Source organism: Cellulomonas sp. P1_G12_2 (assembly GCF_056405535.1).
Genome location: NZ_JBFUBX010000001.1, coordinates 1074271 through 1094441 on the forward strand (window position 1 = coordinate 1074271; position 20171 = coordinate 1094441).

At 72.2% G+C, this 20171-nt stretch carries 16 protein-coding genes; 12 read left to right on the forward strand and 4 right to left on the reverse strand.

What is annotated here, in order from left to right:
* Nucleotides 1-77: 77 nt before the first annotated feature.
* Both AC1DXT_RS05190 and AC1DXT_RS05195 read left to right on the forward strand, forming a co-directional pair.
* Nucleotides 78-1619, forward strand: coding sequence for an ABC transporter permease (locus tag AC1DXT_RS05190; RefSeq protein WP_477060280.1), 1542 nt, complete (start codon nt 78-80; stop codon nt 1617-1619).
* Nucleotides 1616-2749, forward strand: a complete 1134-nt coding sequence (locus AC1DXT_RS05195; RefSeq protein WP_477060281.1) for an ABC transporter permease — start codon at nt 1616-1618, stop codon at nt 2747-2749. Before AC1DXT_RS05190 ends, AC1DXT_RS05195 begins: the two co-directional genes overlap by 4 nt.
* Nucleotides 2750-2751: 2 nt before the next feature.
* On the opposite strand, the gene AC1DXT_RS05200 is transcribed toward AC1DXT_RS05195, so the two are convergent.
* Nucleotides 2752-3324: a PH domain-containing protein gene (locus AC1DXT_RS05200; protein WP_477060282.1), complete on the reverse strand. Its 573-nt coding sequence runs from the start codon at nt 3322-3324 to the stop codon at nt 2752-2754.
* Between the two features lie 74 nt (nt 3325-3398).
* Between AC1DXT_RS05200 and AC1DXT_RS05205 the strand changes: the two genes are divergently transcribed.
* The 7 genes from AC1DXT_RS05205 to AC1DXT_RS05235 all read left to right on the forward strand — a co-directional run bounded on the left by AC1DXT_RS05205 (nt 3399) and on the right by AC1DXT_RS05235 (nt 15012).
* Nucleotides 3399-5201, forward strand: coding sequence for an ABC transporter ATP-binding protein (locus AC1DXT_RS05205; protein ID WP_477060283.1), 1803 nt, complete (start codon nt 3399-3401; stop codon nt 5199-5201).
* A gap of 189 nt (nt 5202-5390) precedes the next feature.
* Nucleotides 5391-7166, forward strand: a complete 1776-nt coding sequence (locus AC1DXT_RS05210) for an ABC transporter substrate-binding protein (protein ID WP_477060284.1) — start codon at nt 5391-5393, stop codon at nt 7164-7166.
* Nucleotides 7167-7272: 106 nt separating this feature from the next.
* On the forward strand, nt 7273-9231 hold the full coding sequence (gene typA / locus AC1DXT_RS05215; RefSeq protein WP_056095981.1) for a translational GTPase TypA: 1959 nt from the start codon (nt 7273-7275) through the stop codon (nt 9229-9231).
* A gap of 7 nt (nt 9232-9238) precedes the next feature.
* Entirely contained in the window at nt 9239-10195 is a 957-nt protein-coding gene (locus AC1DXT_RS05220; protein WP_477060285.1) for a PIG-L family deacetylase, read from the forward strand.
* Nucleotides 10196-10200: 5 nt separating this feature from the next.
* Entirely contained in the window at nt 10201-10617 is a 417-nt protein-coding gene (locus AC1DXT_RS05225; protein ID WP_477060286.1) for a hypothetical protein, read from the forward strand.
* Complete coding sequence (locus tag AC1DXT_RS05230) at nt 10614-11108, forward strand: flavin reductase family protein (protein WP_477060287.1); 495 nt, start codon at nt 10614-10616, stop codon at nt 11106-11108. Before AC1DXT_RS05225 ends, AC1DXT_RS05230 begins: the two co-directional genes overlap by 4 nt.
* Nucleotides 11109-11433: 325 nt before the next feature.
* Entirely contained in the window at nt 11434-15012 is a 3579-nt protein-coding gene (locus AC1DXT_RS05235) for a VanW family protein (protein WP_477060288.1), read from the forward strand.
* On the opposite strand, the gene AC1DXT_RS05240 is transcribed toward AC1DXT_RS05235, so the two are convergent.
* The gene (locus AC1DXT_RS05240) at nt 15013-15285 is read right to left on the reverse strand and encodes a hypothetical protein (protein ID WP_477060289.1); all 273 of its coding nucleotides are present in this window, start codon (nt 15283-15285) and stop codon (nt 15013-15015) included.
* 93 nt (nt 15286-15378) lie between these two features.
* Between AC1DXT_RS05240 and fdxA the strand changes: the two genes are divergently transcribed.
* The 3 genes from fdxA (at nt 15379) to AC1DXT_RS05255 (ending at nt 18333) form a co-directional block, all read left to right on the forward strand.
* Nucleotides 15379-15705: a ferredoxin gene (gene fdxA, locus AC1DXT_RS05245; RefSeq protein WP_056096001.1), complete on the forward strand. Its 327-nt coding sequence runs from the start codon at nt 15379-15381 to the stop codon at nt 15703-15705.
* Between the two features lie 9 nt (nt 15706-15714).
* On the forward strand, nt 15715-16845 hold the full coding sequence (dapC, locus tag AC1DXT_RS05250; RefSeq protein ID WP_477060290.1) for a succinyldiaminopimelate transaminase: 1131 nt from the start codon (nt 15715-15717) through the stop codon (nt 16843-16845).
* Between the two features lie 189 nt (nt 16846-17034).
* Nucleotides 17035-18333, forward strand: a complete 1299-nt coding sequence (locus AC1DXT_RS05255; RefSeq protein ID WP_477060291.1) for a citrate synthase — start codon at nt 17035-17037, stop codon at nt 18331-18333.
* On the opposite strand, the gene AC1DXT_RS05260 is transcribed toward AC1DXT_RS05255, so the two are convergent.
* Complete coding sequence (locus tag AC1DXT_RS05260) at nt 18330-19214, reverse strand: hypothetical protein (RefSeq protein WP_477060292.1); 885 nt, start codon at nt 19212-19214, stop codon at nt 18330-18332. The genes AC1DXT_RS05255 and AC1DXT_RS05260 overlap by 4 nt on opposite strands.
* On the reverse strand, nt 19211-20158 hold the full coding sequence (gene dapD, locus AC1DXT_RS05265) for a 2,3,4,5-tetrahydropyridine-2,6-dicarboxylate N-succinyltransferase (RefSeq protein ID WP_477060293.1): 948 nt from the start codon (nt 20156-20158) through the stop codon (nt 19211-19213). Before dapD ends, AC1DXT_RS05260 begins: the two co-directional genes overlap by 4 nt.
* Nucleotides 20159-20171 lie beyond the last annotated feature (13 nt).

Genomic DNA, 20171 nt, shown 5'->3' on the forward strand with positions numbered 1-20171 from the left:
GTGGCGACTGAATTACGCTTGACTACTCCCGGCACGCCCATCGACGTGCCGCCCCCGACACCGACACCTGAGAAACGATGACCACCTACATCCTTCGACGGTTGCTCGCGTCCCTGCTGATCCTGCTGGGCGCGTCGTTCATCGTCTACATGCTCATCGCCTACTCGGGCGACCCGCTGGCCGAGATCCGGTCGAGCAACTCGCCGAGCAAGGCCGACCAGATGGCCCGACGCACGGAGCTGCTGCACCTCGACGTGCCGCCCGCGCTGCGCTACTTCATCTGGCTCAGCGGCGCCGTGAAGTGCGTCGTACCCTTCGCCGGCCAGTGCGACCTGGGCGTCACGCTCCAGAACCAGCCGGTCACCGCAGCCCTGTCGAGCGCCATCCCGACGACGCTCCAGCTGGTGACGACCGCGGCGCTCCTGGCGATCCTGCTCGGCGTGACGATCGGTGTCATCACCGCGCTGCGGCAGTACAGCACGCTGGACTACTCGGTCACCTTCATCACGTTCCTCTTCTTCTCGCTCCCCGTGTTCTGGGTCGCGGTGCTGCTCAAGGAGTTCGGGGCCATCGGCTTCAACGACTTCCTGAGAGACCCGTTCATCGCGAACGGCACGATCCTCGTGATCTCGTTGATCGTCGGTGCGGTGTGGACCGTGATCATCGCGGGCACCTTCAAGCGTCGGCTGCTGACCTTCGGCGTCGCCTTCCTGGTCACCGTGCTGGTCCTCTACTACCTGTCGGTGACGCGCTGGTTCACGACCCCGCAGCTGGGCGTCGTGATCGTCGCGGTCACCGGGATCGCGGCCGCGTACGGCTTCACGGTGCTGTTCGCCGGCCTGCAGAACCGCAGGGCGCTCTACTCGGCCCTCATCACGGTGGGCATCGGGCTCGTCATGTACTTCGCGATCCAGCCGCTGCTGGACAACGCCAACCTGTGGATGATCATCGGCCTCGGGATCCTCGCCATCGGCGTCGGCATCCTCGTCGGCTACCTGATGGGCGGCTACGACCGAGGCCAGTCGATGAAGGCGGCCGCGCTCACCAGCTTCACGGTCGCGTTCCTCATCCTGCTCGACCGCTACATGCAGTCGTGGCCGGCGTACATGGCGAACCCGCGCATCCGGAACCGCCCGATCGCGACCATCGGTGCCGAGACGCCCAACCTCAACGGTGACTTCTGGATCACCGGCCTCGACAAGTACACGCACCTGATCCTGCCGACGATCGCGCTGATCCTGATCTCGCTCGCCTCGTACACGCGCTACTCCCGCGCGTCGATGCTCGAGGTGATGGGTCAGGACTACGTCCGCACGGCGCGCGCCAAGGGCCTCTCCGAGCGCGTCGTGGTCACGCGCCACGCGTTCCGCAACGCGATGATCCCGCTCGCGACGATCGTCGCCATCGACATCGGCGGCCTGATCGGCGGTGCGGTGATCACCGAGAACGTCTTCTCGTTCAAGGGCATGGGACAGCTGTTCCTCACCGGACTGCACAACATCGATCCCAACCCGGTCATGGGTGTGTTCCTGGTGACAGGCATCACCGCGGTGACGTTCAACCTGCTGGCCGATCTCACGTACTCGGCCCTCGACCCGCGAGTGAGGGTGAAGGCATGACCGCCATCCTGGAGAACACGGCGGACGTCCCGCCGAACCCGACAGCCCCGGAGAGCGGCGAGGACGTCAAGGGCCTCAGCCAGGGACGCATCGTCCTGAAGCGGTTCTTCGGCCACACCGGAGCCGTCGTCAGCATCATCGTGCTGCTCGGGGTGCTGATCCTGGCCGTCTCCGCGATCGGGCTGGGCCCGATCCCCGGATGGTGGAAGTACAGCTACCTGCAGACGCCGCCCTTGGTGGACGGTGGTCGGCCCACTCTGCAGGTCTTCCCGTTCTCGTTGGGTGACCACCCGTTCGGACAGGACCGCGTCGGTCGCGACCTGTTCGCGATGACCATGCGCGGGACCCAGATCTCGATGTTCATCATGGTGCTCGTCGGCGCGATCGCTGCGCTCGTCGGGGTCCTCATCGGGTCGAGCGCGGGCTTCTTCCGCGGCAAGACCGAGGCCGTGCTCATGCGGTTCACCGACATGATCATCATCATCCCGGCGCTCATCGCGGCGGCGGTCGTGGCCAACTCGGCCAAGAGCGTCATCGCCCTCGCGCTGTTCCTCGGCCTCGTGTCGTGGACCGGCATGGCTCGCCTGGTGCGCGGTGACTTCCTCACGCTGCGCGAGCGCGAGTTCGTGGACGCCGCCCGCCTGGCCGGCGCGTCGAACAGCCGGATCATCTTCAAGCACATCCTGCCGAACGCGGTCGGCGTCATCACGGTGAACACCACGCTGCTGATGTCCGCGGCCATCCTCACGGAGACTGCGCTGAGCTACGTCGGACTCGGTGTGAAGTCCCCGGACGTCTCGCTGGGCTCTCTCATCAGCGCCAACCAGGCGGCCTTCGCGACGCGCCCGTGGCTGTTCTGGTGGCCCGGCATCTTCATCGTCGTGATCTGCCTGACGATCAACTTCATCGGTGACGGTCTGCGCGACGCGTTCGACCCGCGCCAGAAGAAGTTCGCGCTGCGCAGGGTCAAGGAGACGCGCGATCGTCCGGACCTGTACCGCGGCAGCAAGGCGCCGGACCACCTGACGACCGGTGGCTCGACGACGATCGCCTCCGGCGGGCTCTACGAGTCGCTCGACCGGCCGGCCGACATGGGCGACGAGAACGACGACGGCGAGGGCCGGCGGTGACGTCAGGTCAGCGCCACGACCAGAACACCGACCGTCGCCGCACTCAGCAGACCGATCGCAGGGACGTTCCAGCGAGTCTCCACCGGGGTGTCGTCCGCGACACCGATGGGCAGCTGCTCGTTCTCGGCCAGCTGCTCCCAGCGGCGGCGGACCATGCCGGCCACGTGGCCGGACGGCGCGCTGGGCAGGTCGCCGATGGCGACGGCGCCGCGCGAGTCGCGTGCGAGGCGGGACACGCCGGACAGCTCCTCGTTGCCCGCGGTGATCACGTGGTGGCGTCCGGGACCCGGTGCCGCCCACGCCCGGTAGCGGCCGGTGGGGGTCACCAGGGTCAGGGAGTACTGCGTCTCGACGTTGATGAGCGCAGCCCACGGCACCGTGACGGTGCGCAGCGGGTTGACCAGCGTCACGCCGTCCCCGGTGACATCGACCCGCGGGTGCCAGAAGACCAGCCACGCCAACAGACCGAGCGCGATGGCCAGCGGCAGGGCCTGCAGCACCGCGACCGGTCCATCCTCGAACCCCCGTGCGGCCGTCAGACCCGCGATCACCGCCCACGAGGCGATCGTGGTCACATATCTGCTGCGCGGCCTGTATGTCAGGTCGCCACTCTCGGCACGCATGCCCGCATGATCTCAGGAGTCACACGATGACCGATACGACCTCCCAGGACGCACCCGTCCTCCAGGTCAAGGACCTGTCCGTCGACTTCGCCGTGGACAAGAAGTGGATCCCCGCGGCGATCGACGTGAGCTACGAGGTCCACGCCGGCGAGGTCCTCGCCATCGTGGGCGAGTCGGGCTCCGGCAAGTCCGTCAGCTCGATGGCCCTCCTGGGCCTGCTGCCCAAGAACGCGCGCATCACGGGCAGCATCAAGCTGATGGGCCAGGAGATGAGCGACATGTCGTCGTCGAAGGTCCGGGAGATCCGCGGCAACGACATCGCGATGATCTTCCAGGAGCCCATGACGGCGCTGAACCCGGTCTACACGATCGGTGCGCAGATCATCGAGGCCCTGCGGCTGCACAACATGATGTCGCCGACGCAGGCCAAGGACCGGGCGCTCGAGCTGCTGACGATGGTGGAGCTGCCGGACCCCGTCAAGGCGTTCAACTCCTACCCGCACCAGCTCTCGGGCGGCCAGCGCCAGCGCGCGATGATCGCGCAGTCGCTGTCCAACGACCCGGTGCTGCTCATCGCCGACGAGCCCACGACGGCGCTCGACGTGACGGTGCAGGCCGAGATCCTCGACCTCATGCGCAACCTGCGCGACCACCTGCACTCCGCGGTCATCCTGATCACGCACGACATGGGCGTGGTCGCGGACCTGTCCGACCGCATCGCCGTCATGCGGCGCGGGCTGATCGTCGAGACGGGGACCGCGCGGGAGATCTTCTCCAACCCGCAGCACCCGTACACCCAGGAGCTGCTCGCGGCGGTGCCGCACCTCGGCGCCGCGGACTCCACTGGCGAGGAGATCGACCTGACGGCGGCGCTCGCGGCGGCGACCGGCAACGAGGACGCCATCGCGGTGGACGCCGAGGAGCTCGCGCGCCGGGAGGCGGCGAACAAGCGGGCGCTGGAGGTCTCCGAGCGGGCGCGGCGCGCGGCCGAGGTCGAGGGCACCACCCCGATCCTCCAGCTGGTCGACGTGGCCATCGAGTACCCGAAGCAGGGACGCATCCCGGCCTTCCGCGCGGTCGAGGGCGCCAACCTGGTGATCCGGCCCGGTGAGGTCGTCGGTCTCGTCGGCGAGTCGGGCTCCGGCAAGACGACCATCGGGCGCGCGGCCGTCGGTCTGCTGCCCGTGGTCGAGGGAACGCTCACGGTGGCCGGCGTCGAGCTGACCAAGCGGGACTCGAAGAAGCTGCGCTCCCTGCGGCGCAAGGTCGGCATGGTCTTCCAGGACCCGTCGTCGTCGCTGAACCCGCGGCTGCCGGTCGGCGAGAGCATCGGCGAGCCGATGTACCTGGCGGGGGTCGCCAAGGGCGACGCGCTGCAGAAGCGGATCGAGGAGCTGCTCGACCAGGTGCAGCTGCCGCGCAGCTACCGCAACCGCTACCCGCACGAGCTGTCGGGCGGGCAGAAGCAGCGCGTCGGCATCGCTCGTGCCATCTCGCTGTCGCCGGAGCTGCTGGTGGCCGACGAGCCGACGTCGGCGCTGGACGTGTCGGTGCAGGCCACGGTGCTGGAGCTGCTGCAGGACCTGCAGGCGCGGCTGAAGTTCGCGTGCCTGTTCGTCACGCACGACCTGGCGGTGGTCGACGTGCTGGCCGACCGCATCGCGGTCATGCGGCGCGGCGTGATCGTCGAGCAGGGCACGCGGGACGCGATCCTGCGCAACCCGCAGGAGGCCTACACGCAGCGGCTCATCGCCGCGGTGCCCCTGCCGGACCCGGACAAGCAGCGCGAGCGCCGCGAGCTGCGGGCGCTCCTGCTCGACCGGTCCTGACGCCGGTGCAGTGACGGACTCGCGGGCCCGGTCGGATCGCTCCGGCCGGGCCCGCGTGGCGTCCGCGACGTGGACGAGATGTCCGGGAGAGTTCAGTTGCGGGTGTGATCGACCGATATCGCTCGCATGGGTGGTTCGTCCGGAGCGGAGGTCGTGGTGCGGCGTAGGTGGCTGGCAGGGTCGGGGGCCGTGGTCGCGCTGGTGATGGTGGCGGCGTGCACCTCGCAGACGCCGGAGCCGACGCGCACGGACACCGTGGTGGTCGCCGTCGCGGCGCCGTTCACCTCCCTGAACGGCGGGACCGCCGAGGGCCGCGGTCCGGGCAGCACCCTGGTGCGGTCGCTCGTGCAGGCCGGCTTCGTCTCGCTCGACCAGGACGGCTCCACGGTCCGCGACGAGGGCTTCGGCACCGTCGAGAAGGTCAGCGACGCACCCCTGACCGTGAGGTACACGATCGACCCGGCGGCGACCTGGTCGGACGGCACGGCCGTGACCACCGCGGACCTGCTGCTGGAGTGGGCGGCGCGCAGCGGCCAGCTCGACGACGTGACGCCCGAGCTCGACGCCCAGGGGGGCATCGTCAACAACGACGAGCTCGACGCCGGCGTGGCGTTCGCGGCCGCGTCGCCCGCGCTCGTGCAGGCGCAGCAGCTGCCCGCCGTGGAGGGCGCGACGCTCACCTTCACCTACGCCACGCCCGTGGCGGACTGGGAGGTGGCGCTCGACGTGAACCTCCCGGCGCACGTGGTCGGGCAGGTGGCGCTCGGTGTGGAGGACCCGACGGAGGCGGCCGCGGCGGTGTCCAGGGCCATCGCCGAGCAGGACAAGGCTGCGCTGAGCTCGATCTCGAAGACCTGGCGCGCGGACTTCGACGCCGACGCGCTCGCGCAGCACGTCGACCAGGCGGTCTCGACGGGGCCGTACGCGGTCGACCTGATCGTGCCGGGGGAGCGCGTCGAGCTGGTCCGCAACGACGAGTACCAGGGCGACGACGCCGCGCGGTACGAGCGCGTGGTCGTCCGCAGCGACCTGGACCCGCTCGAGGAGGTCGAGGCGCTGGCCGCCGGCTCGGTCGACGTGGTGACGCCCGCGGACACGACGGACGTCCTCGACGCGCTGGCCGACGTCACCGGGGCGCAGGTGCGCACGGGTGGCGACAGCACGCTCCAACTCCAGCTCCAGTCCGCCGGCGGGGGAGCGTTCGATCCCGCCACGTACGGGGGAGACGCGGCGGTCGCGTCGGCCGTGCGCCGGGCGTTCCTGCTCACCGTGCCGCGGGACGCCCTTGTCGCCACCGTCGTCGCCCCGCTCTGGCCGGAGGCGGTCGTGGCCGGTGCGGTGCTGCCGACGGTGGGCCCGGACGCCGGAGGTGACGTCGCGCCGAGCGGTCCGGCGGACATCGCGGGGGCGCGCCGGCTGCTGGCGGAGGCCGGGGTGACCGCGCCGGTCACGGTGCAGGTGCTGGCCAACACCACGGATCCCGTGCGCGCGGCGATGCTCTCGCTGATCACCGCCTCGGCGTCGGACGTCGGGTTCGAGGTCGAGCCGTACACCCCGGTCGAGGGACTCGGTCCTGACCTGGCCGGGGCACCCGACGCGTGGGACGCGGCGCTCGTCCCGGTGCCGCAGGCCGACCTGCCGGTCGACTCGGTGGTCGCACGGTGGCGGACGGGCGGCGCGACGAACGTCACCGGCTGGACCGACGCCGCGACGGACGCGGCGACCGCCACCCTCGCGCAGACCCTCGACCCCGCGGCAGTCGACGACCAGCTCGCCGCCGTCGCGGAGAGCCTCGACGCCGGTGGCGCGGCGCTCTCGCTGGTCCGGCAGCCGATCGTCGTCGCCACCCGGGGGTCCGCGGCAGCAACCGCGGGGAGCACCCCCGCCGCGCCCGACGTGCAGCCCTTGGCGCTCGGCCGTGCGGACCTCACGGACTGGTGGTCCTGGGCGCGCACCGCGGCCTGACGTGCGTCCGGTCACCTTCTGACGCACGCGGACGGGTGGGCGGGTAGAATCGATCGGCGCGGCCGACGACTCGGCGCGCTCCCCACCTTCTGAGATGAGTTCCCCCATGTCTGAGCCCACGACTGCGCCGGCAGCGCACACGTCGTCTGCCGGAACGAGCGTGCGTGCCGACCTGCGTAACGTCGCCATCGTCGCCCACGTCGACCACGGCAAGACGACGCTCGTCGACGCCATGCTGTGGCAGTCCGGCTCCTTCGGCTCCCACGCCCACGTGGACGAGCGCGCGATGGACTCGGGTGACCTGGAGCGCGAGAAGGGCATCACGATCCTCGCCAAGAACACGGCGATCCGGTACACGGGTCCCGCGGCAGCGGAGATCGGCGAGCCCGGCGGCATCACCATCAACGTCATCGACACCCCCGGCCACGCCGACTTCGGCGGCGAGGTCGAGCGCGGCCTGTCCATGGTCGACGGTGTCGTCCTGCTGGTCGACGCGTCCGAGGGCCCGCTGCCCCAGACGCGCTTCGTGCTGCGCAAGGCGCTCGTCGCCAAGCTGCCCGTCATCCTCGTCGTGAACAAGACCGACCGTCCCGACGCGCGGATCACCGACGTCGTGCACGAGGCGACGGACCTGCTGCTGGGCCTGGCGTCCGACCTGCACGAGGACGTCCCGGACCTGGACCTCGACGCGATCCTCGACGTGCCCGTCGTCTTCGCCGCCGCCAAGGCCGGCCGCGCGTCGCTGAACCAGCCCGCCGACGGTGGCCTGCCGGACTCGGAGAACCTCGAGCCGCTGTTCAAGACCATCCTCGAGCGGATTCCCGCGCCCACCTACACCGAGGGCGCGCCGCTGCAGGCGCACGTCACCAACCTCGACGCGTCGCCGTTCCTCGGCCGCCTCGCCCTGCTCCGCGTCTTCAACGGCACGATCCGCAAGGGTCAGACCGTCGCCTGGGCCAAGGCCGACGGCACGCTGGCGAACGTCAAGATCACCGAGCTGCTGGAGACCAAGGCGCTCGAGCGCGTCAGCACGGAGTCCGCAGGCCCCGGGGACATCGTCGCCGTCGCCGGCATCGAGAACATCACCATCGGCGAGACGCTGACCGACCCCGACGACCCGCGCCCGCTGCCGCTCATCACGGTCGACGACCCGGCCATCTCCATGACCATCGGGATCAACACGTCCCCGCTGGCCGGTCGCGGCGGCAAGGGCCACAAGGTCACCGCCCGCCAGGTCAAGGACCGCCTCGACAAGGAGCTCGTGGGCAACGTCTCGCTCCGCGTCCTGCCCACCGAGCGTCCCGACGCCTGGGAGGTCCAGGGCCGCGGCGAGCTGGCGCTGGCCATCCTGGTCGAGCAGATGCGCCGCGAGGGCTTCGAGCTCACCGTCGGCAAGCCGCAGGTGGTCACCAAGAAGGTCGACGGCCACGTGCACGAGCCGGTCGAGCGCATGACCATCGACGTCCCCGAGGAGTACCTCGGCGCCGTGACCCAGCTGCTCGCGCAGCGCAAGGGCCGCATGGAGACCATGTCCAACCACGGCACCGGCTGGGTCCGCATGGAGTTCCTGGTCCCCGCCCGTGGCCTCATCGGCTTCCGCACGCGGTTCCTCACCGACACGCGCGGCACCGGGATCGCGTCGTCCATCGCCGAGGGCTACGAGCCCTGGGCCGGTCCGATCGACACCCGCATCAACGGGTCGCTCGTCGCGGACCGCGCCGGTGCGGTGACGCCCTTCGCCATGATCAACCTGCAGGAGCGCGGCTCGTTCTTCGTCGAGCCCACGCAGGAGGTCTACGAGGGCCAGATCGTCGGCGAGAACTCGCGCAACGAGGACATGGACGTCAACATCACCAAGGAGAAGAAGCTCACCAACATGCGCTCCGCCACCGCGGACAACTTCGAGAACCTCGTCCCGCCGCGCAAGCTCACGCTGGAGGAGTCCCTGGAGTTCGCCCGCGAGGACGAGTGCGTCGAGGTGACGCCGACCACGGTGCGCATCCGCAAGGTGGTGCTCGACCAGACCGAGCGCGCGCGCATCACGGCACGCTCCAAGCGTTCCTGATCCCTGCATGACGGCAACCTCCGGCGGGCTCGTCGCGGTGCACGCGCACCCGGACGACGAGTCGCTGACGACCGGCGCGCTGCTGGCCACCTGGGCAGCGTCCGGTCGTCCCGTCACGGTGGTGACCTGCACGCGCGGCGAGCGTGGTGAGGTCATCGGCGAGCGCCTGGCCCACCTCGAGGGGGACGGGCCGGCGCTCGCCGAGCACCGTGACCACGAGCTGGGCCGGGCGCTGGCCGCGCTAGGCGTCGTCGATCGCGGCTATCTCGACATGGTCCGCGGGTCGGTCGACCAGCGCTTCGAGGACTCCGGCATGGAGTGGGTCGGTACCGGCAGGGCCGGCCGTCCCGACGAGATCCCGCCCGGCGCGTTCGTCGGCGTGGGCCTCGAGGAGGCCGCCGAGCGCCTCGCCCGCGTCCTGCGCTCCCGCCGGCCGGACGTCGTCGTCACGTACGAGCCGGACGGCGGCTACGGGCACCCCGACCACGTCCGCGCACACGAGGTGACCCAGTGGGCCGTCGACTTCGCACGGTCGCGCACGGACGACGCGTCGCCGGCGTTCGACGTGCCGGTCGTCCTCTGGTCGGTGCAGGGACGGCTCGCCCTGCAGCGCGGCATGCGCGCCCTCGGCGGCGACGCGGTCCTCGCCGCCCTCGGCGCGTTGCGCGACGACCTGGAGCTGCCCGACCCGACGGCGGAGCTGCCGTCGGTCGCGGTGCCGGACGACGAGATCGAGGTCGAGGTCGACGTGCTGCCCGTGCGCGCCCGCGTCCTCGATGCCCTGCGTGCCCACGTCACGCAGGTGCAGGCGGTGCGCGCCATCGACGACGACCGTGCCCTCGTCGCCTGCTACGCGCTGAGCAACCGCATCCTCGCGCCGGTGCTGCCGAGCGAGACGTACCGTCGGGGCCCGGGTGGCTCAGGTGACGTCGCCTGGCCCGACGGCGTGCGGCCGGTAGCCTGACGCGCGTGCAACGCCTCTCCTCCGGTGCCCTCGGCACAGCCGCCCTGGCACTGGTGCTCGGTGTCGTCGTCGGCGCGCTCGGCACCGTGATGCACCGCAGCATCGAACCCTGGGGCGTCATCCTCTGCCTGGCGCTGGCACTCGCCGGTGCCGTGACCGCTCGGGCCTGGGCCGGGTTCGGGGCCCTCGCCGGCTACGCGCTCGGCCTCGTCGTCTCCGTGCAGGTGCTCTCCCAGAAGGGTCCCGGGGGAGACGTCCTGGTGCCGGACGGCCAGGTGATCGGCTGGGTGTGGGTGCTGGGCTCGATCGCGGTCACGATCCTGGTGGGCGTCCTGCCGAGCGGGCTGTTCGACGACCGGCCGCGTGCACCGCGGCCGCGGCCCGCTGTGGCGGACACCGACGGGGCGGACGCGGCGCCGTGAGCGAGGCCGTGACCCCCGACGTGTTCCGGGCGGCGGTCGGACGCCTCCCCGCCGGGGTCGCCGTGATCACCCTGCGGTGGCGCGGCACCCTGCACGCGATGACGGCCAGCGCGATCACGTCGGTCTCCCTCGAGCCGCCCATGCTCCTGTTCTGCGTGCACACCGACGCCCGGTTCCGGGACGCGCTCGACGACGTGGACACCTGGTCGGTGAGCGTCCTCGCCGACGACCAGGCGCACGCCGCCGACTGGCTCGCCTCCCCGGGGCGCCCCGCGATCGACCAGCTGGCGCGCGTCCCGCACCGGTCGGCCCCGGTCGCCGACGCGGTGTGGGTCGACGGCGCGGCCGCTTGGTTCGACTGCCGGACGGCGGCTGTGCACCGCGCCGGGGACCATGACGTGGTGGTCGGGTCGGTGCTCGCCGCGGAGCAGGGGTCGGCCGACGCGGGCGGGCTCGTTCACCTGCGCGGACGCCTCCGCCCCGTCCGCTGAGGGGTCTGTCAGCGCAGTCTTGGCAGGTCCCCCAGTCCGTCGGCGATCCGCGCGGCCGCCCGTGCCCCCCACCGAACGGGGCGCACTGGTGACCCGGACGGCGCACGGGTCGGCCCGGACGCCTCAGGAGCCCCCTCCGCACCACCAGCACCAAGCACGGCTCGCTCGGACGCTCACGGCAGGCGCCGGACGCGCGGCGCTGTGGTCACGGCGCGCAGCCGGGTGAGAAGTCCCGTCGCAGGTGGCGGCGCGGGCTCGCGGCTCAGCCTGGACCCGTAGACTCGCGCGGACGCGTTGTGCGCGTGTGGAGCAGCAGGGGAGCAGGATGAGCAACGGCACCAACCGCGACGAGCCCGGGCAGCGCAGCGAGGACGAGCAGCAGACGCCCGCCCCGGCCGATGCGAGCCGTCCGACGTCCGACCCGGTCTGGCCGGTGTGGGGCGGAGCGGGTGCCGTGACCCCTGCGGCCGAGACCCCTGCGGCCGAGAGCTCTGCCGACGAGGTTGCGGACGAGAGCGCCGCCGAGCCGGTCGCTGACGACGTGGCCCCTGACGACGTGGCCCCTGTCGAGGCCGGAGGTGACGAGGCCGCCACCGACGAGCCCGCCACCGAGGAGCCCGCCGCCGACGAGCCCGCCACTGACGGCATCGCGGCTGGCGAGCCGACGGATGGGGAGCCGGTCGCGGACGTGGCGGTCGACGGGGCCGACGACGAGCAGGCTGGCCCCGACCTCGAGCCGGACGGGCTCGCCGCCGACGAGCTGGCGAGTGCCGAGACTGCGGCCGACGAGCCGACCGCCGAGGTCGCCGAGGACCCGGTCGCCGGCGATGCCTCCGAGACTGTGAGCGCCGACGAGCAGACGACGCAGGACCCCGACTCCGCTGTGGTCGTCGACGAGCGCGACGGTTCCGGCGCCGACGAGCCCGTCGACGTCCCGGTCGAGTCCTCCGAGGCGTCCGCTCCGGTCGGTGTGGACGACTCCGTCGAGGTGGACGCGAAGGATGCCGAGCTCGACGATCCCGCGGTCGTCGAGACCCCTTCCGCCGGCGTTGAGAGCGCCGCCGACGTGACTGACGAGCCCACGGCCGTCGCCGACGAGGTCGAGGTTCCCGAGGCCGGTCTTGTGGCAGCCGAGACGCCCGCGGACGAGGTCACGCTCGACGAGGCGGACGGCGACGAGGTCGCCCCGGACGCTGTGGACGGCGTCGACGTCGCACTACTTGAAGCTGACGACGCAGCGGTCGTGCCCGGTGAGACAGGTGCCGACGAGGCCACCACCCTGGGCGGGGCAGCGGACCGCGACGAGATCGCCTTGGTCGACGGGGACGACGACGAGGTCGCCGTGGACGACGACGAGGTCGCTCTGGTCGACGGGGACGACGACGTCGCGCTGGTCGAGGCGGACGGCGTCGACGTGGCGCCCAGCGCGGCCGATGACGACGCGCTCCCACCCGGTGAGGCAGATGCCGACGAGGTCGCGCTGGACGAGACCGACGCCGACGACGACGTCGACGCGGTCGCTGACGAGGCCGCGGCCGCACCCGACGACGCTGCAGCGCGGGAGTCCGTCACCACGGCCGAGCAGTCCGCGAACCCGGCGGACGCGGACCCGACCCCCGCTGGACCGACCACCCCGACCGCGCCGGTTCCGGGCGCGCCGGAGTCTCCGGCTGCAGGACGCGATGATGCGACCGCGGTCATCGCGCCGGTCGTCGCGGCAGCCGCTGCGAACGCGGCGACGCCGCCGACAGCCGCACCCCCGGCCGCACCGCCGGCCGCACCGCCGGCCCCGATAGGCACGCTCGTGGCCCCGGTGACGCGCACCGTGCCGGCCAAGGCGGGATCCGCCCCGGCGGTCGTCTCCACGACCGCTGCGGCAGCCGCCGCAGCTGCCGCTGCCGCATCCACCGCCGCACCGACTGCAGCAGCCGCCGCGCCTGCAGCGGCCCCCGCACCGACAGCCGCAACCGCCGCAGCGGCAGCCGCCCCCGCACCGACAGCCGCAGCCGCACCGACAACCGCTGCCGCACCGACGCCCACTCCTGCGCCGACGGCACCGATCCCGTCGGGCCCCGTGCCGCCGAGCACGGCCGCGCGGGCAGGTGCCGACGCGCGCCCGTCGGGCGGACCCATCCCGTCCGGCCCCGTGCCGCAGTCGACGTCGGAGCGCAAGGAGTCCCCCCTCGACGTGTTCGAGGCCGAGGACGGCAAGCGGCGCTGGCCGCGGCGGCTCCTGATCGTCCTGGGCATCGTCCTGGTGCTCGGCGCCGTGTACGTCGGGGCGTCGTACGCGTTCGCGGACCGGGTGCCGCGCGGCGCGTCGGTGGCGGGCGTCGACATCGGCGGCCTGCCGTCCGAGGACGCGGTCGCACGGCTGGACGACGAGCTCGCCGACGCGACGACCCAGCCGATCGAGGTCGTCGCCAACGACGTGCAGGCGACCATCGACCCCACCGCCGCCGGCCTCACGTTCGACGCCGCGGCCACCGTCGACACGCTGACCGGGGTGGACCTGGCCGAGCCGCAGCGGCTCTGGGCGCACCTCGTGGGAGTGGGCGCCCAGGACCCCGTCACGTCGGTGGACGACGACGCGCTGGCGGCGGCGATCGGCGACCTCGGGACGTCGCTGGCCCTCGCGCCGGTGGACGGGACCGTCGTGTTCGTCGACGCCACCGCGCAGTCGACGGACGCGGTGGACGGGTGGGACCTCGACCAGTCGGCGGCGGCCGACGTGCTGGCGTCCGACTGGTTGGCGGCGGCCCGGCCGATCGAGCTGCCGACGGCGACCGTCGAGCCGGACATCACGCAGGCGGAGACGGACGCCACCCTCGCGACGGCGCAGAAGGTCACGTCGTCGCCGGTGTCGGTGGCGGTCGAGGGGCGGACCGCGATGCTCGATGCGGCCACCCTCGCCGCGAACGCCTCGTTCGTGCCGACGGACGGGAACCTGGCGCTGCAGATGAACGGCGAGGGCCTCGCCGCCGTCGTCCTGGCGCAGCTGCCCGACCTGCTGACGCAGTCAGCCGACGCCCACTTCGAGTTCGTGAACGACGCCCCGGTGATCATCCCGGGCACGCCGGGCACGTCCCTGGATCCTGCGGCGCTGGCCGCGGGCGTGGCGACCGCCGCCACGGGGAGCGACCGCACGGCACCCGTGGAGCTGGTCCAGGCCGACCCGTCCCAGTCGACGGCGGAGCTCGAGGCGCTGGGCGTCAAGGAGATCGTCTCGGAGTTCTCCACGCCGCTGAACAGCGAGCCGCGGCGCACGATCAACATCACCAACGGCGCGAGCAAGATCAGCGGCACGCTGATCCGCCCCGGCGAGACGTTCAGCCTCACGGAGGCCCTCGGGCCGATCGACGCGGCGCACGGCTACGTCGAGGCCGGTGCGATCGTCAGCGGCGAGCACACCGACGCGTGGGGTGGCGGTCTGAGCCAGGTCTCGACGACCACCTACAACGCCGGCTACCTGGCCGGCTTCGAGGACATCGAGCACCGCCCGCACAGCGAGTGGTTCGCGCGGTACCCCGAGGGTCGCGAGGCGACGATCTTCACCGGCACGCTCGACATGCGCTGGAAGAACAACACCCCGCACGGCGCGCTGGTGCAGGCCTGGGTGTCGGGCGGGCGCGTCTACGTCCGCGTGTGGGGGACCAAGTACTGGACGGTCGAGTCGAGCACGAGCCCTCGCTCGGGCGTCGTCGCCCCCACGACCGTGTACTCGCAGTCGCCCACGTGCGAGGCGCAGGGTGCGGGGAACCCGGGCTTCTCGGTGACCGTCACGCGTCGGACGTACCTGAACGGCACGCTCGAGAAGACCGAGTCCAACTCGTGGCGCTACAAGCCGCAGAACAAGATCATCTGTGGCGCCCCGCCCACCGCGACGCCGCCCGCGACGCCGTAGCTAGGCGTCGGTCGGCCGGCGACGCCCGCGGACGGGGGCGGGCGGGACCAGCTTGGTGAGCACGATGTCGGCCGCGGGGACCCGCACGTCACCGCGTCGGGTGCGCACCAGGACGCCGTCGTCGTCGACCGCGAGCAGGTCCCCGAGCACGTCCGTGTGCTGGGGGACGTGCTCGCCAGGTCGCGCGGTGTGCGGCGCCGGCAGGTCGTCGCGCAGCCGGCGGACGACGACGCGGACCCCGGGTGACCAGGTGCGCCACTCGGCGGTGGTCATGGGAGGCGCCCGTGTCCCAGCCGTGGACAGCGCGTCGCGGGCATGTGCATGTGAGCGATACTAAGAGGACCCCTGGCCTGTGGAGGACCGACCGTGACGTATGTGATCGCCGAGCCCTGCGTGGACGTCAAGGACAAGGCGTGCATCGAGGAATGTCCCGTGGACTGCATCTACGAGGGCAAGCGGTCGCTGTACATCCACCCCGACGAGTGCGTGGACTGCGGCGCGTGCGAGCCGGTGTGCCCGGTCGAGGCGATCTACTACGAGGACGACGTCCCCGAGCAGTGGACCGAGTACTACAAGGCGAACGTCGAGTTCTTCGACGACCTCGGCTCGCCGGGTGGCGCCGCGAAGATGGGTGAGATCCAGAAGGACCACCCGATCATCGCCACCCTCCCGCTGCGCGTGCACGGCGACTGATCCCGCCCCGTGGGCCTGCAGACCGGGTCCCTGCCCGACTTCCCCTGGGACACCCTGACCCCGTTCGGTGAGGTGGCCCGCGCGTTCCCCGGCGGCATCGTCGACCTCTCCGTCGGCACGCCCGTCGACCCGACGCCCGCGGTCGTGCAGCAGGCGCTGGCGGACGCGGCGGACTCGCCGGGCTACCCGACGACGCACGGCACCCCCGCGCTGCGGCACGCCGTCGTCGACTGGTTCGCACGTCGACGCGGCGTGCCTGGCCTCGACCCGGCCGCGGTGCTGCCGACGGTCGGGTCCAAGGAGCTGGTCGCGTTCCTGCCGTCGCTGCTGGGCCTCGGTCCGGGTGACGTGGTCCTGCACCCGTCGGCCGCCTACCCGACGTACGACGTCGGCGCCCGCCTGGCGGGCGCGACGCCCGCACCGACGGACGACCCCGCGGTGCGCCTCACGGAGCGCGACGACGTCCGGCTGGTGTGGCTGAACTCCCCGGGCAACCCGGACGGCTCGGTGCTCGGTGTGGACCAGCTCCGCGCGGTCGTCGATGCCGCGCGGGCGTCGGCGCACCCGGTCGTGGTCGCCTCCGACGAGTGCTACGCCGAGCTGGGGTGGGACGAGCCGTGGGTGTCGTCGGGCGTGCCGAGCATCCTCGACCCCCGGGTGACCGGGGGCGACCTCACGGGCCTGCTCGCGGTGTACTCGCTGTCCAAGCAGTCGAACCTCGCGGGGTACCGGGCCGCGTTCGTCGCCGGCGACCCCGCCCTGGTGGCCCGGCTGCTCGAGATCCGCAAGCACGCCGGGATGATCGTGCCCGGCCCGGTGCAGGCGGCCATGACCGCGGCGCTGGCCGACGACGCGCACGTCGAGGCGCAGCGGACCGTCTACGGGCGTCGGCGCCGGGTGCTGCGGGCGGCGTTCGAGAGCGCGGGCTACGCGGTCGACCGCTCGCACGCCGGGCTGTACCTCTGGGTCCGCCCGGAGGCCGGTGACCAGGACAGCTGGGCCACGGTCGCGGACCTGGCGGGGCTCGGAATCCTCGTCGCGCCGGGCGCGTTCTACGGGGATCCGGTCCACGTGCGGGTCGCCCTGACGGCGCCGGACGAGCGGATCGCCGAGGCGGCCGCCCGGCTGTCGGGGGCGTGAGCTCGAACGTGTGATCGTGGTCACACCAGCACCAACGTCTCATCGAGGATTGGTCACGCCCGGCCAAGCGCGGGTACCGTCGATCCACGCCAACGAGGGCGCGCACGCGCACGCCCATCAGGCCGTCGTCGCTGATGACCGGACGCGCGGGACCCCCCGCAAGGACGGACGTCGCAGGAGAGGAACACCATGTCGGACGTCGTCACCGCGCCGGTCCAGCTGATCGTCGACGGACAGTCGAAGGACCTGCCGATCGTGACCGCATCCGAGGGCAACGACGGCATCGTCGTCTCCTCGCTGCTGCGCGACACGGGCCTGGTCACCGTGGACCCGGGGTTCATGAACACGGCGTCCTGCGAGTCGAAGATCACCTACATCGACGGCGACGAGGGCATCCTGCGCTACCGCGGGTACCCGATCGAGCAGCTGGCCGAGCACTCCACGTTCCTCGAGGTCGCGTACCTGCTGATCCACGGCGCGCTGCCGACGCCCGCGGAGCTCGACGCGTTCGAGGAGCGGGTCAACCGCCACACGCTGGTGCATGAGGACTTCCGCACGTTCATGGGGACGTTCCCGCGCCACGCGCACCCGATGGCCGTCATGTCGTCGGCGATCAACGCGCTGTCCACGTTCTACCCGGAGTCGCTGGACCCCTTCGACCCGGAGACGGTCGAGCTGGCCACCGTGCTGATCCTGGCCAAGACGCGGACCATCACGTCCTACGTGCACCGCGCGTCCAAGGGCGAGCCGCTGCTGTACCCCGACTACTCCCGCGGGTACGTCGAGGACTTCCTGCGCATGACGTTCGCCGTGCCGTACCAGCAGTACGAGGCCGACCCGGTCGTCGTGTCGGCCCTCGACCAGCTGCTCATCCTCCACGCCGACCACGAGCAGAACTGCTCGACGTCGACCGTGCGCATCGTCGGCTCCAGCCAGGCCAACCTGTACGCGTCCGTCGCGGCCGGCATCAACGCCCTGTCGGGGCCGCTGCACGGCGGGGCCAACGAGGCCGTGCTGAAGATGCTCACGGAGATCCAGGCCAACGGCGGCGACGCCACCGACTTCATGAAGCGCGTGAAGGACAAGGAGCCCGGGGTCCGCCTCATGGGCTTCGGGCACCGGGTCTACAAGAACTACGACCCCCGCGCCGCCATCGTGAAGAAGAGCGCCGACTCCGTCCTCGAGGCCCTCGGCCACAACGACGAGCTGCTGGACCTGGCCCGTGGCCTGGAGGAGATCGCCCTCTCCGACGACTACTTCATCTCGCGCAAGCTGTACCCGAACGTCGACTTCTACACCGGCCTCATCTACAAGGCGATGGGCTTCTCCGAGGAGATGTTCACGCCGCTCTTCGCGCTCGGCCGGATGCCCGGCTGGATCGCGCAGTGGCGCGAGATGATGACGGACCCGCAGACGAAGATCGGCCGTCCGCGGCAGATCTACACGGGTGCGACGGCCCGTGACTACGTCGAGGCCGACGCCCGCTAGCTCGCGCGGGTGAGCCGCACGGTCCCCGCGGGGAGCGGCTCGCCGGTCGTCGGCTCCCACGTGCCGCTGTCGCGGTCCCAGGTGCGGTCGGCGACGGTCACGGACGTCAGCTGCAGCGGCTGGGCCACGGACACCGCCCACTGCGCGACCGCCCAGTCGAGCCGGGCACGGTCCTGCGCGGCCCCGAACATCGAGGTGTCGACCACCAGGGCGCCCGTGGCGTCGGCGGTGACCGGGAGCGGGCCGAGGTCGCGCTGCACCCGTGCGACGACCGCGTCGGCCGACGAGGCCGCCGGGTCGGGGTCGTGCAGGTCGCAGGTCAGGGTCGCCGGGGACCATCCCGTGAGGGCCGACGCCCACGCCCGCGACCGCGTCTCGTGCTGCGCGTACGCATCGGGGAAGCCGGAGCGCTGCACGGCCTGGGCGGCCTCGGTGATGGGCAGGTCCTCGTACCCGTCGATGGTGACGAGGCCGTCGTAGAAGCGGCCGGTCGCGTAGACGGGGTCCTGCACCTGCTCGGCGGTTCCCCAGCCCTGCGACGGGCGCTGCTGGAACAGCCCGAGGGAGTCGCGGTCGCCGTAGGTGATGTTGACCAGCCTGGACTCCTGCAGGGCGGTGGCCAGCGCGATCGTCACGGCCCGGGCGGGCAGTCCGCGCTGCACGCCGGTCGCGGCGATGAGGGCGGCGTTCTGGGCCTGGTCAGGGCTGAGGGACCACGCCGTGCCGTCGAGCTGGGCGACGCACCGTTCGACCGTGGGCGGTCCGGGGTGCATGCGGTTCAGCGTGACGACCACGCCGACGATGCCCGCGACCAGCACGGCCGAGGCCGCGGCGACGGCGAACCCGGCCCGCCGTGCGCGGCGCCGGCGTCGTGCGCTCACTCGTTGGCGTGCAGCGTCGCGTTCAGCTGCACACCGGACCCGGCGCGCGCGACGGCCTCGACGCCGCCGGTCAGGGAGTTGCGGCGGAACAGCACGCCGTCGCGTCCGGCCAGGTCGCGGGCCTTGACGACGCGGGGCGCGTCCTCGAAGCCGACGAGCGACACCTTGGTGCCGGCCGTGACGTAGAGCCCGGCCTCGACCACGCAGTCGTCGCCGAGCGGGATGCCGATACCGGCGTTCGCGCCGAGCAGGGTGCGCGAGCCGATGGAGACGACCTCGCGCCCGCCGCCGGACAGGGTGCCCATGATCGAGGCGCCCCCGCCGATGTCCGAGCCGTCGCCGACGACGACGCCCGCGGAGACGCGGCCCTCGATCATCGACGTGCCCAGCGTGCCGGCGTTGAAGTTGACGAAGCCCTCGTGCATGACGGTGGTGCCGGCCGCCAGGTGCGCGCCGAGCCGGACCCGGTCGGCGTCGGCGATCCGCACGCCCGACGGCAGCACGTAGTCGACCATCCGCGGGAACTTGTCGACGCTGAGCACGGTGGGGGGCACGCCGGTGGCCGCGCGGATGCGACCGCGCGTCTCCTCGAAGCCGTCGACCGCGCACGGTCCGCGGTCGGTCCAGACCACGTTGGGCAGGACGCCGAACAGGCCTTCGAGGTTCTGGCCGTGCGGCTGCACCAGGCGGTGCGAGAGCAGGTGCAGGCGCAGGTAGGCGTCGGCGGTGTCCACCAGCGGGGCGTCCAGGTCGGAGACGGTGCGCACCACCACGACGCGGACGCCGCGGGCCTCGTCGACGCGCTCGGCCGCGGTGAGCGACGGCGGTGCGGTGGCGTCGTCGTCGGGCGCACCGAGGGCCGGCGAGGGGTACCAGACGTCCAGCGTCGTGCCGTCGTCGGTCACCGTGGCCAGGCCGAAGCCCCAGGCCGTCCGTGCAGTCATGGCGACAACCCTA